At 66.9% G+C, this 15,667-nt stretch carries 13 protein-coding genes and 1 pseudogene; 8 read left to right on the forward strand and 6 right to left on the reverse strand.

Features of this window, described 5'->3' with window-relative positions:
- Positions 1–21: 21 nt before the first annotated feature.
- Complete coding sequence (locus AC0QC4_RS10290) at positions 22–1,680, reverse strand: electron transfer flavoprotein-ubiquinone oxidoreductase (RefSeq protein WP_483659805.1); 1,659 nt, start codon at positions 1,678–1,680, stop codon at positions 22–24.
- 120 nt (positions 1,681–1,800) lie between these two features.
- Between AC0QC4_RS10290 and AC0QC4_RS10295 the strand changes: the two genes are divergently transcribed.
- The 3 genes from AC0QC4_RS10295 to moaB are packed head-to-tail and all read left to right on the forward strand — an operon-like array spanning position 1,801 to position 4,830.
- Complete coding sequence (locus tag AC0QC4_RS10295; RefSeq protein WP_483659806.1) at positions 1,801–2,544, forward strand: uracil-DNA glycosylase family protein; 744 nt, start codon at positions 1,801–1,803, stop codon at positions 2,542–2,544.
- A complete protein-coding gene (locus tag AC0QC4_RS10300; RefSeq protein WP_483659807.1) occupies positions 2,541–4,289 on the forward strand; it encodes a lytic transglycosylase domain-containing protein in 1,749 nt (582 codons plus the stop codon). Before AC0QC4_RS10295 ends, AC0QC4_RS10300 begins: the two co-directional genes overlap by 4 nt.
- Positions 4,290–4,302: 13 nt before the next feature.
- Positions 4,303–4,830 (forward strand): molybdenum cofactor biosynthesis protein B, encoded by a 528-nt coding sequence (gene moaB / locus AC0QC4_RS10305; protein ID WP_483659808.1) that lies wholly within the window; start codon positions 4,303–4,305, stop codon positions 4,828–4,830.
- 152 nt (positions 4,831–4,982) lie between these two features.
- Here the strand turns inward: moaB and AC0QC4_RS10310 are convergent, their stop codons facing one another.
- The 3 genes from AC0QC4_RS10310 to pgi all read right to left on the reverse strand — a co-directional run bounded on the left by AC0QC4_RS10310 (position 4,983) and on the right by pgi (position 9,219).
- Positions 4,983–5,996: an SDR family oxidoreductase gene (locus tag AC0QC4_RS10310; RefSeq protein ID WP_483659809.1), complete on the reverse strand. Its 1,014-nt coding sequence runs from the start codon at positions 5,994–5,996 to the stop codon at positions 4,983–4,985.
- Positions 5,997–6,264: 268 nt separating this feature from the next.
- Positions 6,265–7,608, reverse strand: a complete 1,344-nt coding sequence (gene gor, locus AC0QC4_RS10315) for a glutathione-disulfide reductase (protein WP_483659810.1) — start codon at positions 7,606–7,608, stop codon at positions 6,265–6,267.
- Between the two features lie 78 nt (positions 7,609–7,686).
- Positions 7,687–9,219 carry a glucose-6-phosphate isomerase gene (gene pgi, locus AC0QC4_RS10320; RefSeq protein WP_483659811.1) on the reverse strand — a complete coding sequence of 511 codons (1,533 nt, stop codon included), beginning with the start codon at positions 9,217–9,219 and terminating at the stop codon, positions 7,687–7,689.
- Between the two features lie 199 nt (positions 9,220–9,418).
- Here pgi and lepB point away from each other — a divergent pair, with 199 nt between their 5' ends.
- The 4 genes from lepB to trpD all read left to right on the forward strand — a co-directional run bounded on the left by lepB (position 9,419) and on the right by trpD (position 12,907).
- On the forward strand, positions 9,419–10,231 hold the full coding sequence (lepB, locus tag AC0QC4_RS10325) for a signal peptidase I (protein ID WP_483659900.1): 813 nt from the start codon (positions 9,419–9,421) through the stop codon (positions 10,229–10,231).
- Complete coding sequence (rnc, locus tag AC0QC4_RS10330) at positions 10,228–10,917, forward strand: ribonuclease III (RefSeq protein WP_483659812.1); 690 nt, start codon at positions 10,228–10,230, stop codon at positions 10,915–10,917. Before lepB ends, rnc begins: the two co-directional genes overlap by 4 nt.
- Positions 10,914–11,807 carry a GTPase Era gene (gene era / locus AC0QC4_RS10335; protein WP_483659813.1) on the forward strand — a complete coding sequence of 298 codons (894 nt, stop codon included), beginning with the start codon at positions 10,914–10,916 and terminating at the stop codon, positions 11,805–11,807. Before rnc ends, era begins: the two co-directional genes overlap by 4 nt.
- A gap of 113 nt (positions 11,808–11,920) precedes the next feature.
- Positions 11,921–12,907 carry an anthranilate phosphoribosyltransferase gene (trpD, locus tag AC0QC4_RS10340; protein WP_483659814.1) on the forward strand — a complete coding sequence of 329 codons (987 nt, stop codon included), beginning with the start codon at positions 11,921–11,923 and terminating at the stop codon, positions 12,905–12,907.
- A 58-nt stretch (positions 12,908–12,965) separates the two neighbouring features.
- Here the strand turns inward: trpD and AC0QC4_RS10345 are convergent, their stop codons facing one another.
- A complete protein-coding gene (locus AC0QC4_RS10345; RefSeq protein WP_483659815.1) occupies positions 12,966–13,322 on the reverse strand; it encodes a hypothetical protein in 357 nt (118 codons plus the stop codon).
- A gap of 184 nt (positions 13,323–13,506) precedes the next feature.
- Between AC0QC4_RS10345 and AC0QC4_RS10350 the strand changes: the two are divergent.
- Positions 13,507–14,272, forward strand: a pseudogene (locus AC0QC4_RS10350) (IS5 family transposase).
- A 485-nt stretch (positions 14,273–14,757) separates the two neighbouring features.
- Here the strand turns inward: AC0QC4_RS10350 and AC0QC4_RS10355 are convergent.
- Positions 14,758–15,603, reverse strand: a complete 846-nt coding sequence (locus tag AC0QC4_RS10355; RefSeq protein WP_483659816.1) for a TauD/TfdA dioxygenase family protein — start codon at positions 15,601–15,603, stop codon at positions 14,758–14,760.
- Between the last annotated feature and the right edge of the window lie 64 nt (positions 15,604–15,667).

Here is a 15,667-nt window from a genome sequence, read left to right on the forward strand (position 1 = left end):
ACTCCCCCGCTGGGGGAGGGCCTACATGTTCGGATAGTTCGGCCCGCCGCCACCCTGCGGGGCGACCCAGTTGATGTTCTGGTTGGGGTCCTTGATGTCGCAGGTCTTGCAGTGCACGCAATTCTGCGCGTTGATCACATATTTCGGCGCGCCGCTTTCCTCGCCGACCCATTCATAGACCCCCGCCGGGCAATAAAGCTGCGACGGCCCGCCGAACTCGCCCAGCTCGCTGGTCAGTTGCAGCTCGGGGTCCTTGACCTGCAGGTGGACCGGCTGGTCCTCCTCATGATTGGTGTTGGACAGGAACACCGAGGACAATCGGTCGAAGCTCAGCACGCCGTCGGGCTTGGGGTAGACGATCTTGCGGGCGACATCGGCACGGTACAGTTTCTGCGCGTCGGGCTTGTGGCCCAGCGTGAACGGCCAGCGCAGGCCGAGATATTCCATCCACAGCATGATGCCGCAGATCAGCGTGCCGATGAGGCCGCCGAACTTGGCGATGATCGGCTCGAAATTGCGGACCATGCGCAATTCCTTGTACACCCAGCTCGCCTCATAGGCTTGCGGATAGGCGGTCAGCTCATCCTGCGCGCGGTCCGCGAACACCGCGTCGGCCGCGGCGTCGGCGGCCATCATCCCGCTCTTCATCGCGGTATGGCTGCCCTTGATGCGCGGCACGTTGAGGAAACCGGCCGCGCAGCCGATCAGCGCGCCGCCCGGGAAGACCAGCTTGGGCACCGATTGCCAGCCGCCGTCGCAGATCGCCCGCGCGCCGTAGGACACGCGCTTGCCGCCGGCGAGGATGGGGGCGATCGCCGGGTGGGTCTTCCAGCGCTGGAATTCCTGGAACGGCGAGAGATGCGGGTTGGAGTATCCGAGCCAGGTGACGAAGCCGAGCGCGACCTGGCCATTGGCCTGATGATAGAGGAAGCCACCGCCGAAGCCATCCTCGTCCTCGATCGGCCAGCCTTGTGTGTGGATCACCCGCCCCTGGTGATGCTGCTCCGCAGGAATGTCCCACAATTCCTTGATACCGATGCCATAAACCTGGGGCTCGCAGTCCGCGTCGAGCGCAAATTGCGGCTTGAGCAGCTTGGTCAGGTGGCCGCGGGCGCCTTCGGCAAACAGCGTGTAGCGCGCGTGCAGTTCCAGCCCCGGCTGATAGTCCGGCCCGTGCGAGCCATCGCGCAGGATGCCGAGATCGCCGGTGGCGACGCCCTTCACCGCGCCCTTCTCGTCGAACAGGATTTCCGCGGCGGCAAAGCCGGGGAAAATCTCGACCCCCATGCCTTCGGCCTGTTCCGCCAGCCAGCGGCACAGGCTGCCGAGGCTGCAGGTATAGGTGCCCTTGTTGTTGAGGAACGGCGGCGTCAGCAGATGCGGCACATCGAACTTGCCGCCGCGCGTCAGGAACCAGTGCTGGTTGTCGGTCACCGGTGTTTCGGCGAGCGGGCAGCCCATGGTACGCCATTCGGGCAGCAGCTCGTCGATCGCCTTGGGGTCGATCACCGCGCCGGAGAGGATGTGCGCCCCCACTTCGGACCCTTTTTCGAGCACGCAGACCGAAATCTCCTTGCCCGCTTCCGTCGCGCGCTGTTTCAGCCGGATCGCCGCAGCCAGCCCGGCAGGGCCGGCGCCGACGATCACGACGTCATAGGGCATGGATTCACGTTCGCTCATCGCGGGGTCCTCTTTGCTGCTCGGCGCACCTTCCTGTCGGCGCGACACTGCCTCATCTGGTCGGAAAAGGCGATGCCCGCCAATTGACGTATCCGTCAACCGGCTGTTTGCATCCTGCCCATGATTGCGGCGGGCGCACAGGCCATCACTTCCTATCTCGACTGGTGGTCGGCCGCCGGCCTGGCTGACGCGGTGGACGATGCGCCGTGCGCGTGGCTCGCGCCGCCGGTCGAGCGCGGCATGCCGCTGGCCACCGTCGCCATCCAACGCAGCGTGGCGGCGCCGGTTGCCCCGCATTCGGCGGAAACCCCGCTGCCGGCGGATCTTGCTGCCTTCGACGCATGGCTGGCCAACGCGGCGGACCTGCCCGGCGCCGACTGGTCGGCACGCCGCATCCTGCCTGCCGGCCCGGCTGCCGCCCCGCTGATGCTGCTCGCCGACGTGCCGGAGCCTGCCGATATCGAGGCGGGCCAGCTCTTCTCGGGCAAGCAGGGCCAGCTCGTCGACGCGATGCTCGCCGCGATCGGGCTCGGCCGCGCGCAGTGCCGGATCGGCAGCGTCGCCCTCACCCGCCCCGTCGGCGGGCGAATCGATGGCGCTGCCGCTCCGCGCCTTTCCGCGCTCGCCCGCCACCATGTCGCGCTGGCTGCGCCGCGCGCGTTGCTTCTGCTCGGCCAGCAAAGCGCACAGCTCGTCGCACAAAGTGCGATTCCGGCGACGCCCGATAAACAGGATCTTAACCATAATGGCGTCACCTCGGCAGCCTTCGCGATCCACCATCCGCGCTTGCTGCTGGAGCGTCCGCTGCTCAAGCGACCGGCATGGGAAACATTGAAACATATCAGGGAAAGCCTGCGCCCGTGACGATCCTGACGAGACTGATCCCTGCAGTGCTGTTGGCCGGAACCGCCCTGTCGGCCCAGCAGGCGACGGCGCAGCAGACCCCGTCCTACAGCGCCACCGCAGAACGCAGCACGGCAGAGTTGCCGGCCGCCGCCGCCAGCGCGCCCAATTTCGCTTCAGCCATGGCCCTGATCGCCGCCGGCCGCTGGGACGCCGCCAGTGCCGCGATCGACGCAATGCCGGACCGTGAGCTCGCCGCCTTCGCGCGCGCCGAACTCTATGTCGCGGCCGGCAGCCCCACCGTCACCGGCCCGCAATTGCTCGCGCTGATCAATGAAGCGCCGACCCTGCCGCAGGCCGAACAGCTCGCCCGCCTTGCCCAGCGCCGCGGCGTCACCAGCCTGCCGCAACTGCCCGCAGCGCAGCGCCTCGCCTGGGCCGGCAGCTCGCCCCGCCGCGGCAACCCGCGTGCCGTCAGCGATCCTGCCGCCGGGCTGATCCGCACCAGCATCCAGGAACGGATCCGTGCCGACGATCCTGCCGGGGCCGAAGCGATCCTGACCGGCGTCGAGACCAATCTCTCGCCCGAGGCGCTGACCGAATGGCGCCAGCGCGTCGCCTGGTCCTACTACATCGAAAATGACGTGCCCAACGCCCGCCGCGTCGCCGCGCTCGCCCAGCAAGGCAGCGGCGACTGGGTGGCGCACGCCGATTGGGCTGCCGGGCTCGCCGCCTGGCGCGACAATGACTGCCGGGCCGCGATGGCCGCCTTCCGCAACGTCGCCGGCCGCGCCACCGAGCCGGAGATCGAGGCCTCGGGCCATTTCTGGTACGCGCGCGCCGCCACCCGCTGCGGAGAGGCGCATGAAGCCGCCCCCGCCCTGCGCCGCGCCGCCGCGCTCGACGAGACTTTCTACGGTCTGCTCGCCGCCGAAGCACTCGGCATCCGCACCCAGCGCCGCGCCGACAATCGCGAGGCCGAGGAGCGCCGCCTGACCCGCAACGCCAATGTCCGCGCCGCCATAGAGCTTGCCGCCATCGGCAATCTCGATCTCGCCGGCGAAGCGCTGCGGCATCAGGCGCGGATCGGTCCGGCCAGCGATCATGCCGCGCTGGCGATGCTTGCGGGTTCGCTCGGCCTGCCCGAGACCCAGTTGTTCCTCGCCCACAACGCCCCGCGGGGTGCGCGCCCGGATGCGCCCGCGCGCTTCCCTGCGCCGCGCTGGATGCCCGCCGGTGGCTGGCGGATCAGCCCGGCGCTGGTCTATGCCCATACCCTGCAGGAATCGCAGTTCCGCCAGAATGTGGTCAGCCCGGCCGGTGCCATCGGCCTGATGCAACTGATGCCGGGCACCGCCCGCATGATGGGGCTGGGCGCGATGGGCAACCGCTTGACCGATCCCGCCACCAACCTCGAGCTTGGCCAGGCCTATATCGAGCATCTGCGCGACAGCACGGCCACCGGCGGCGCGCTGCCCAAGGTGATCGCCGCCTACAACGCCGGCCCCACCCCGGTCGAACGCTGGAATGTCGAGATCCAGGACGGCGGCGATCCGCTGCTGTGGATCGAATCGATCCCCTATTGGGAAACCCGGGCCTATGTCGGCACCGTGCTGCGCAACCTGTGGATCTACGAGAATGAGATGGGCGTCGCCGGTGACAGCCGCCGCGAGCTCGCGCAGGGCCGCTGGCCGCGCGTACCGGCGGCACCGCAGGCCGCGCAGGTCGCGTCGCTGAGCAGCCCCGTCTTCGCGGCCCGGCGCTGACGGAGCCGGGCGGATGCCGATCGACGAAAGCCGCCCCTTCACCCCCGTCCGCATCGCGGTGCTGACCGTGTCCGACACGCGCGGGCCTGCCGACGACCGCTCGGGCGACACGCTCGTCGAGCGGCTGACCGGCGATGGCCATATCCTCGCCGACCGCGCGATCTGCCGTGACAGCGTCGAGGAAATCGTCAGCCGCCTGCACAGTTGGGCGCTGCGAGAGGATGTCGACGCGGTGATCACCACCGGCGGCACCGGCGTCACCGGACGCGATGTCACCCCCGAAGCGCTGCACCGGCTCGACGGCAAGGACATCCCGGGCTTCGGCGAGCTGTTCCGCTGGATCAGCTACGCCAAGATCGGCACCTCGACCATCCAGTCGCGCGCCTGCGCGGTGGTCAGCCACAACACCTATATCTTCGCCCTGCCCGGCTCGACCGGCGCGGTGAAGGACGGCTGGGACGAGATCCTGCGCTTCCAGCTCGACAGCCGCCACACCCCCTGCAATTTCGTCGAACTGATGTCGCGGCTGGGCGAACGATAGAGCGCGTCAGCAACAAACTATTCCATTGCCCGTCATTGCGAGCGCAGCGAAGCAATCCAGTGCGTCGCTACACCGCACTGGATTGCTTCGCTGCGCTCGCAATGACGCAGCAACGGAAAATGTCAGGAAAGCGGCTTGGCCGGCCGCCACCCTCACACCTTGACCACGCCCAACCGCAACAGGTCGCGTGCGCAATCGACGATGCTGTCGGCGGCGGGGCGCGTTTCCCAGCCGAGCACGGCCTTGGCATGGCTAGCGTCATTTTCGCGGACGTTGCCGATCTCGCCCTTCACCTGCTTCAGCACCGGATCGAAATTGGCGACGATGCGCACCAGCCAGGCCGGCAGCTTGCGGGTCGGCACCTTGCGCGCGTCATCGCCCAGCCGTTCGCGCAGGATGCGGCCGATCTCTTCCATCCAGATGAACGGTCCGGAGGCGATGAAGCGCTCGCCGTTCATGCCCGGCTCGGTCAGCAGCCGCACATGCATGTCGGCGACATCGCGCACATCGACAAGGCCAAAGCCCATCGGCGGGATGCCCGGCATCGATCCTTCGAGGATCTTCTTGATCGCTTCCAATGAGGTCGAGAAATCGGCGGTGAACAGCGGCCCCAGCACCAGCGACGGGTTGACGGTGCAATATTCCATCGCGCCGCCTTCGGCCGCCATCCAGTCGCGCGCGGCGCGCTCGGCGATGGTCTTGGATTTGACGTAGGCGTAGGATTGCGGGCTGTCGACATTGGTCCAGTCGGCCTCGGTGAAGCGCGTCTGGCCGGGATGACCATAGGATATCGCCGCGACCGAGGAGGTCATCACCACGCGCTGCACGCCGGCATCGCGGGCAAAGCGCAGCGCGCGCAGCGCGCCCTCGCGGGCCGGCACGATCAATTCGTCGTCGCTCTTGGGTGCCGCCGACGGCAGCGGCGAGGCGACGTGTGCGACATGGCTGCACCCGGCCACCGCCTCGGCCCAGCCCGCGTCATTCTCAAGGTCTGCGGCAAAGAAATGCAGCCGGCTGTTGTCGACCTGCAGCCAGCCCCGCACCTCGGCCTCGCGCTTCAGGTTGCGGATGGTGGTATTGACCTCCCATCCTTCTTCGATAAGCTGACGGATGATGAATCCGGCGATGTAACCCGACCCGCCGGTGACCAGAACCTTCCCTGCCATGCTGCGCGCTCCCCGTAACAATTGTCGTTACGGAGACACTAGCAATTAAGTTTCAAAACGCAATCTATTTTTGTCCTTGCAAGCGCAGCACTGCCGAAGGCGGCCGCATGCCAACCGATCCAGGGCGGTGCGCGCGATCCTTGAGCATGGACCGTAGCCCTGAGCCTGTCGAAGGGCGGTTCTGCGTATTGCGAGGCGCCCTTCGACAGGCTCAGGGCTACGGAAGCGGGCCCACGGTATCAGCGCCCCGCAAAGCCTGCCGGCCGCCCTATTTCAGCAGCACCAGCTCCTCGGCCATGGTCGGGTGCAGCGCCACGGTTTCGTCGAACTGGGCCTTGGTCAGACCGGCTTTCACCGCAATCGCTGCCACCTGCATGATCTCGCCCGAATCGGGGCCGATCATGTGCAGGCCGACAACCCGGCCGGTCGCGTCGTCGACGATCATCTTGTACAGCGCCCGCTCGTTGCGCCCCGCCAGCACGTTGCGCATCGGCCGGAAATCGGAGGTGTAGGTGCGCACCGTGCCCAGCCGGTTGCGCGCCTGCGATTCGGTCATGCCGACGCCGGCCAGCGGCGGGTTGGAGAAGACGGCGGTGGGGATGCAGCTATGGTCGACCACCGTCGGCTTGCCGCCGAACACGGTGTCGGCAAAGGCATGGCCTTCACGGATCGCCACCGGGGTCAGTTGCACCCGGTCGGTGACATCGCCGACAGCATAGATATGCTCGACGCTGGTCTGCGAATAGTCGTTGACCTTGATCGCGCCATTGTCCGCCAGTTCGACACCGAGCGCCTCCAGCCCCAGGTCGGCGCTGCGCGGGGCGCGGCCGGTGGCGAACATCACCACGTCGACCTCGAAAGCATCGCTGCCGCTCAGCTTGACCAGCAGGCTGCCATCCTCCTGCTTCTCGATCCGCTCGAACTTGGTGTTGAAGCGGAACTGGATGCCCTTGGTCATCGAAATCTGCAGCAGCCGGTCGCGGATCTGCTCGTCATAGCCGCGCAGGATGGTGTCGCCGCGGTTGACCAGCGTCACTTCCGATCCGAACTCGTTGAAGATACCGGCAAATTCATTGGCGATATAGCCGCCGCCGGCGATCAGTACGCGGCGCGGCAGCGCGTCGAGGTGGAAGACCTCGTTGGAGGTGATGCCATGTTCGGCGCCGGGAAACTCGGGGCGCACCGGCCAGCCGCCGGTCGCGATCAGGATATGCCCGGCGGTGACGCGGCTGCCGTCGGCCAGCGCGATCTCGTGCGGCCCCACCAGCGCCGCGCGCTGCTTGATCACCTCGACCTTGTGGTTGGCCAGCGTCTCGCCGTAAATGCCTTCGAGCCGGGTCACCTCGCCCAGCACGCTGTCGCGCAGCGTCACCCAGTCGAAGCTGGTTTCGCCGACCGTCCAGCCGAACTTCTGCGCGTCCTTCAGATCCTCGGCAAAATGCGATCCATAGACCAGCAGCTTCTTGGGCACGCAGCCACGGATCACGCAGGTGCCACCGACGCGATGCTCCTCGGCAACCGCCACCCGCGCGCCATAGCCCGCCGCGATCCGCGCCGCGCGCACGCCGCCGGAGCCTGCGCCGATGACGAACAGGTCATAATCATGGGTCATATCAACTGGTCCCTCCAACCAAGTCCGATACGCGCCTGCGCATCGGGCCTGCTGCATTCGTGACGCGAGGCCGCCGCGTTACAATTCAGCCGCATCCGCCGCACCGAAGGCGGCATCGAGCAAGGCCTGGGTTGCCAGATCGAAACGGGCATCGCCCTCGCCATCGATAGCCTTGGCCATTTCCTTGCCCAGTTCCACCCCGAACTGGTCGAACGGATTGATTCCCAGCAGCACCGCATTGGCAAAGGTGCGATGCTCATAGAAGGCGATCAGCGCGCCAAGGCTGCGCGGGTCGACCCGGTCGAGCAGCAGCGTGGTCGATGGCCGGTCGCCGGGATAATCGCGCGCCGGATCGGCGGCATTGTGGCGCCCGGCCATCAGCGCCGCGCCCTGCGCGATGCAATTGCCCAGCAGCACGGCATGATGCTCGGGGTCGAAATCATGGCCGGGCTCGATCGCGGCGACGAATTCGACCGGCACCAGATGCGTGCCCTGGTGGAGCAGCTGGAACACCGCATGCTGCGCATCGGTGCCGACCCCGCCCCAGGTGATCGGCGCCGACGGGCGGCTCAGCGGCACGCCGTCGCGCGTCACCCGCTTGCCGTTCGATTCCATTTCCAGTTGCTGCAGATAGCTCGGCAGCAGCCGCAGCCGCTCGTCATAGGCGAACAGCGCGCGCGTCTGGCACCCCATCAACTGCGAATATGTGAGGTCGGCGAAGGCCGCGAGCACCGCGACATTCTCCTGCCACGGCGTATCGCGGAAATGCCGGTCCATTTCCGCCGCCCCGTCGAGCAGCGCCTCGAACGCCTCCCAGCCCAGCGCCTGCGCTGCGGGAAAGCCGATCGACGACCACAGCGAATAACGCCCGCCGACGCTTTCCTTGAACGGCAGCACCCGGGTTTCGTCGACGCCCCACTCGATGGCCCGGTCCGGCATCGCGGTCAGCGCGATGACCTGCGCCAGCGGGTCCGCCACGCCGCCTTCGGCCAGCCATTCGATGGCCGAACGCGCGTTGAGCAGCGTCTCGGTGGTGGTGAAGGTCTTGGACGCGACCGCAATCAGCGTCGCCGCCGGATCGAACCCCTCCAGCGCCTCGGCCAGCGCCGCACCGTCGACATTGGAAACGATGGCGACATCGTAGCGCCCGGACTCGCGCCCCAGCGCATCGACCAGCAGGTCCGGCCCCAGCGCCGATCCGCCGATGCCGATGTGGACGATATGCTGGATCGGCCCGAAAATGCCGGCATCGATGGCATCGACCAGCCCGCGCATGCGCAGGTGCAGCGCGTGCGACAGCGCGACGCTCTCCGCATCGCCCTCGCCCCGCTCGGCGCTGTGCTCGGCGGCGCGGCCCTCGGTGACGTTGACCGGCTCACCCGCGAACAGGGCGCGCCGCGCCTCGTCCAGCCCCGCCGCCTCGGCCAGCGCCGCAAAGGCGCCCAGCAGCCGGTCGTCGAGATGGGTCTTGGTCCAGTCGAAGCGGATGCCCGCAACCCGGCGCACCAGCCGCTCGATCCGCGCCGTGCCCTGGCTCTCGATCAGCTCGCGGATCGGAACGGCGGGGCGCAGTTCCTCGATGGCGGTCCAGGCGGCGTCGGTCGATGGCATGGTGCAACTTCCACAGGGAAAAATGGTACGCCCCCGCCCCTAGCCACCCCGCCTGCCCCCGCCAAGCTGCCGGACGCGTAAAGCGCAAAACTTGACCATGGCGCGCACACGTCGCAAAGCGCGGCCAATGTCAGAAACGCCCCCGCTGTCTGCCGATGCCGTCGCGCCGATCCCTGCACCGGCCGGGGACGAAACCCCCATCGACGTCCAGCGCGAGCTGATCGACTTCGGCAAATTCCTGCTCAAATTCGCGCTCGCGGTGCTGATCATCCGCAGTTTCCTGATCTCGAGCTTCAACATCCCGTCGGAATCGATGCAGCCGCGGCTGCTGATCGGCGATTATCTGATCGTCAACAAGGCCGCCTACGGCTGGAGCCGGCACAGCCTGCCGTTCAGCTGGCCGCTGATCCCCGGCCGCATCCTGCCGCGCCAGCCCGAGCGTGGCGATGTCGTCGTCTTCAAGCATCCGGTCGACCGCGTCGACTATATCAAGCGCGTCATCGGCCTGCCGGGGGACCGCATCCAGGTCATCGACGGCATCGTGCGCCTCAACGGGCGCGATCTGCCGCGCCGCCGCATCGCCGATCTGCTGCTGCCGGTCACCGACAACATGGTCGCCGCCTCGGAAGCGTGGCTGAGCCACCCCTGCGGCGACATCGCCTTCCAGCGCATCCTCGGCGGCCGCCGCTATTGCCGCTACCCGCGCTATGTGGAAACGCTGCCCGGCGGACGCAGCTACAGCGTGCTCGACACCGAGCTGTCGGAAAAGGACTTCACCGGCGTCTACGAAGTCGGGCCGGGCCAGATGTTCGTGATGGGCGACAATCGCGACCGCAGCCTCGACAGCCGCTTCGATCCCCGCGCCGGCATGGGCGTCGGCATCGTGCCGCAGGAGCTGCTGGTCGGTGAAGCGCTGGTCACCATCTTCTCGACCGACGGCAGCGCCAGCTGGTATAATCCCGTCAGCTGGTTCACCGCCACCCGCGGCAGCCGCATCGGGGAAGGCTTTTGAGCGATCTTGCCACCCTCGCCGCGATCACCGGCCACCGCCCGCAGGACGAGGCGCTGTTCCTCGAAGCGCTCACCCACGGCAGCCACGGCGGCCCGAAGGGCAAGGGCGGCGCAAAGGATTATCAGCGCCTCGAATTTCTCGGCGACCGCGTGCTCGGCCTGATCGTCGCGGCCGAGCTCTACCACCGCTTCCCGCGTGAGAGCGAAGGCCAGCTCTCCGCCCGCCTCAACGGCCTCGTCACGCGTGAGGCCTGCGCCGATGTCGCCCGCCAGCTCGGCCTCGCCCCGCTGATCCGCCTTGGCAAGCAGGCCCGCGACGATGGCGGGCGAGACAGCGACAATATCCTCGGCGACGTCACCGAGGCGCTGATCGGCGCGCTGTTCCTCGATGGCGGGCTGGATGCCGCGCGCCGCTTCGTTCTCGCCGCATGGGGGGAGCGGATCGATTCGGTCCGCGATGCGCCCAAGCACCCCAAGGCAGCGCTGATGGAATGGGCCGCTGCGCACCGCCGCCGCGCGCCCGATTACCGCATCGTCAGCCGCGACGGCCCCGATCATGCCCCGCGCTTCACCGTCGCCGTCGCCATCCATGCGTTGGGGGAGGCAACCGGCACCGGCAGCAACAAGCAGGAAGCGGAGCGCGCCGCCGCTGCCGCGCTCATCGCCCAACTGGAGAAAAATCCATGACCCGCCGCTGCGGTTTCATCGCCGTCGTCGGCGCGCCCAACGCCGGCAAGTCGACGCTGGTCAATGCCCTTGTCGGGCAAAAGGTGGCGATCACCAGCGCCAAGGCGCAGACCACGCGCACCCGGCTGATGGGCATCGCCATCGATGGCGAGGCGCAGATCGTGCTGATCGACACGCCCGGCATCTTCACCCCCGCCCGCCGCCTCGACCGGGCGATGGTCGCCGCCGCGTGGAGCGGGGCCGAGGGCGCCGACGCCATCCTGCTGACGATGGACGCGAAGAAGGGCATCGATGCCAGGCTGGAAGCGATCCTCGCCGCGCTCAGGGAGCGCAGTGAGCCGCTGGTCCTCGCCATCAACAAGGTCGATCTGGTCGCCAAGGAACCGTTGCTGACGCTGGCGACGATGCTGCGCGAGCGTGCCCCCTTCACCGAAATCCACTTCATCAGCGCGACCACCGGCGATGGCGTGCCCGAAATCAAGGCCCGGCTCGCCGCCATGCTGCCGACCGGCGACTGGCATTTCCCCGAAGACGAGGTCAGCGACGCCAGCGAACGCATCCTCGCCGCCGAAATCACGCGCGAGCAGATCTACCGCAACCTCCACGCCGAACTGCCCTATGCCAGCACGGTCGAGACCGAGAAATTCAGCAGCCGCAAGGACGGCTCGGTCGAAATCCACCAGCAGATACTCGTCGCCCGCGACACGCAAAAGGCCATCGTGCTCGGCGAGGGCGGCGCGATGATCCGCAAGCTGGGCAGCGCCGCACGCGAGGAAATCGCGCTGCAACTCGGGCGCAAATGCCACCTGTTCCTGCACGTCAAGGTCAAGCCCGATTGGGACGAAGACCGCAGCGTCTATCGCGACATGGGCCTCGACTGGGTCGAGTGAGCGCGCATATATCGTCGCCCCGGGCTTGACCCGGGGCCGCTATCGATGTTGCGACAGGCTGTGAGTGCCCACGGGTCAACGCCGAGCGACGTAGGAAAGATAAGCCCCGCTAGATGACAACACTCCCCGATCCAGCCCAACCGCTCTCCAGTGCAGAAGCCGCCACTGCCTTCGCGGCGATCCTCGACGGCACGGTCAGCGATCGGGCCATTGCCGACTTTCTGGTCGCCCTTTCGGATCGCGGCGAAACCGCCACCGAGATCGCCGCGGCAGCGCGGGCGATGCGCGCGCGGCTGATCCCGGTCGCAGCGCCGGCCAACGCCATCGACGTCTGCGGCACCGGCGGCGACGGGCACCACACCCTCAACGTCTCGACCGCGGTCGCGCTGGTCGTCGCGGCCTGCGGTGTGCCGGTCGCCAAGCATGGCAACCGCGCCGCCTCGTCCAAGGCCGGTGCGGCCGATACGCTGGAGGCACTCGGCCTTAATCTCGATCGCGCCGCCGAAACAGCCGAGGCGACCCTCGCCGATCTTGGCATCTGCTTCCTGTTCGCGCAAAACCACCATCCGGCGATGGGCCGCATCGCCCCCATCCGCCGTGCGCTCGGCCGCCGCACCATCTTCAACCTGATGGGCCCGCTCGCCAATCCGGCTGGCGTCACCCGCCAGCTGATCGGCATCGCCCGCCCCGCCTATGTCCCCATCTATGCCGACGCGCTCGGCCAGCTCGGCACCGAGCACAGCCTGATCGTCTCGGGCGACGAGGGACTCGACGAGCTCAGCCTCGCGGGCGGCAACGAGGTCGCCACGGTCAACGCCTGCGGTTACCAGCTCGCCCGCTGGACCGCCGCCGACGCCGGCCTGCCCAGCCACCCGGTCGACGCCATCCGCGGCGGAGAGGCAGCCGACAATGCCGCCGCACTGCGCGCACTGCTGATGGGCGAACCCGGCCCCTACCGCGACGCGGTGCTGTTCAACGCCGCCGCCGCGCTGATCGTCGCGGGCGAAGCAGCAACGCTCGCCGAGGGCGCAGAGGAAGCCGCCGAAGCCCTCGACAAGGGCCTCGCCAAGGCCCTCCTCGACTGCTGGATCGCATTCTAGGTCGTCAACCCATAAACGGGATAACCGGGATTTCGTTGGTTTGCCGCCGTTTGCCGGTTCAGGCTCGAACCTCAAGGCCAGTCATCAGCGTCAGCGTTCCGCCGCGTAGGGTGTAGTCGGCTGGAGTTTCAGTGCGGATCGCGACGGCCTCACTGTCACACAATGGGCAGAAAAACACCAAGCGTGCTGGCGCATAGGCCTTCTGAAAATCTCGAAATGATGTACCGGCGGCGCCAGCGGCAGGTTCTATCCGTCGCAGCCTCAAGAGCCTCAGGTCATCTCTGCGAAGTAGCTGATTGATCCGGGATTGGAAAATCTCACCTGACGCATCGTTGAGTTCGTTGGGTCTCAACTCGGCGATAACGATCTCGTCGGAAATCGCACTCGACAGCGACGCAAGCCCGATCGTGGCCATATCGGTGTCCCCGCTAAACGTGAAGTGAGGCGTCAAATGCGCCTCGGCCTCGCATCGCAGAACGGAAACTATGCCTTCAACCCAACGTGCCATCCGATGAACCTAACACTGCTGCCAATGTCCGCAATGGGCGGCAGCCGAAAGGTAGCTTTCATATTGCCCCGAACTCTGATTCAGCATCGGCATGAGCCGATATGATCTGACCGACTTCGAGTGGCGCGTTATCAAACCGCTGCTGCCCAACAAACCCCGAGGCGTGCCCGCGCCGATGATCGGCGTGTGCTGAACGGCATCTTCTGGGTGTTGCGATCCGGTGCGCCGTGGCGAGACTTGCCCGAACGCTCTGGCCCGCGCACCACCTGCTACAATCGCTTCGTGCGATGGCGAAAGGCCGTGGTCTGGGATCGGATGATGGACGCCATCAGCGCCGCGCATTGTGGCGACATCCAGATAATCGACAGCACTTCCGTTCGCGCCCACAAACAGGCCGCGACGGCAAAAAGGGGGATCGAGATCATTGTCTCGGTCGCTCCCGAGGCGGGCTCACGACCAAAATCCACGCGGTCGTCGACGGGCAAGGCCTCCCGATCCGACTGAGCCTGAATGCAGGACAAAGCCATGACGGCCAAGCTGCCGACGATCTGCTTGCCCATGTTGGTGCCGGAACAATCGTGCTCGCGGATAAAGCATACGATGCTGATCGCATACGGACATCTCTGCGCGAGAAGGGGGCGTTCGCGAATATCCCGCCCAAGGCCAACCGCCGGGCAAAACCGTACTTCAGCACTTGGCTCTACCGCGAGCGTAACCTGATCGAGCGCTTCTTCGCCAAGCTCAAGCACTTCCGCCGGGTTGCCACCCACTAAGACAAGCTTGCCGAGAACTTCCTCGCTATGGTCCAACTCGCTTCAATGCGACTGTGGCTGCGCGTTTATGAGTCTACGGCTTAGGTGGTACAGTAGTTCGAGCCGCAGTGCCGACCGAGCGCCTGTCCTGCTTTTTGGAACCGTAGTGCCGAGCTTGTCGAAGCACGCTTCGCCGACAAGCGCCGTCGACGCCTCGCAACACCGTCGGCTCCGACAAGCGCAGGCATGCGGATCGACGCAATCTCATCGCAGTCCGGTGTCCGACGCCACCCGATCCATCCACCCACATGTCATTCCCGCGAAAGCGGGAATCCAGGGGCGGCAGGCGCGGTCCTTGGCCGCGCCCCAGCCCCCCGCAACTGAAACCCCCATCACAACCACCGTCGCCCCGCACTTGATGCGGGGCTTGGCTTCCTTGACCACGGAGCCAGAGAAAGCCTTGCCCCGTGTCGAGCACGGGGCGACGGGATGCAATTACGGTAATCCAGCAGACGGCGGCTGTCCGCTCCACAAGACGCCCTTCGCCGGATTCAGGGCCATGGCCCTATTCCGGCCCGACCACCCCCAACCTATCGCGCCGGATCGAAAAACGGCCTGTCCCCCGCGATCGTCACCCGCTCCATGATCCGCACCGCCGGGAAATAGTCCGACGCGGCATAATGTTGCGAGGAGCGATTGTCCCAGAAGGCGATGCTGCCGGCTTCCCAGCGGAAGCGGCACTGGAATTCGGGAATGCGGGCAAAGCTGTAGAGATGCTCGAGCAGCCAGTCGCTCTCCTTCGCCGACAATCCCTTGATGTGGGTGACGAAACCGGTGTTGACGTAGAGCGCGCGCCGCCCGGTCTCGGGGTGGGTGCGCACCACCGGATGCTCCATCGGCGGATATTTGGCGTGCAGTTCCTCAGTCGACTTGCCCAGCCGCTTGGCAAAGACGCGGGCGATGTCATGCACCGCGGTCAGGGTGCAAACCCAGTCCTGCATCGCCGGAGACAGCGCCTCATAGGCCGCTTCCATGCTGGCAAACAGCGTGTCGCCGCCGGTCTGAGGCACCTCGACCGCGCGCAGGATCGATCCCAGCGAGGGACGGTCGCGCCAGGTCACGTCCGAATGCCAGTTATTTTCAACCCCGCGCGAGTTGGGGCCGTGTTCGATGCGCAGTATCTCGGGGTCGGGCTGGTCCGCCGGGGTGGCGGGGTGGATTTCCAGTTCGCCGAACCGCCGCGCGAAGGCGATGTGCTGCGCCGGGGTGATATGCTGGTCGCGAAAGAAGATCACCTTATACTGGTTCAGCGCCGCCCGGATCGCGGCGATGCTCGCCTCATCCTGTTCCTCGCGCAAATCGACACCGCTGATCTCTGCACCGATCGCCGGACTCATCGCCCGCACGTGCAGACGCTGCTCCACCACCGTCGCCATGGCCTGTCTCCTTCCCGCCTTTTGGGCGCAGCATATCCCGCCGGGCGGCGACGGCAAGGCCCTT

Source organism: Sphingomonas sp. jy18, from assembly GCF_056931895.1.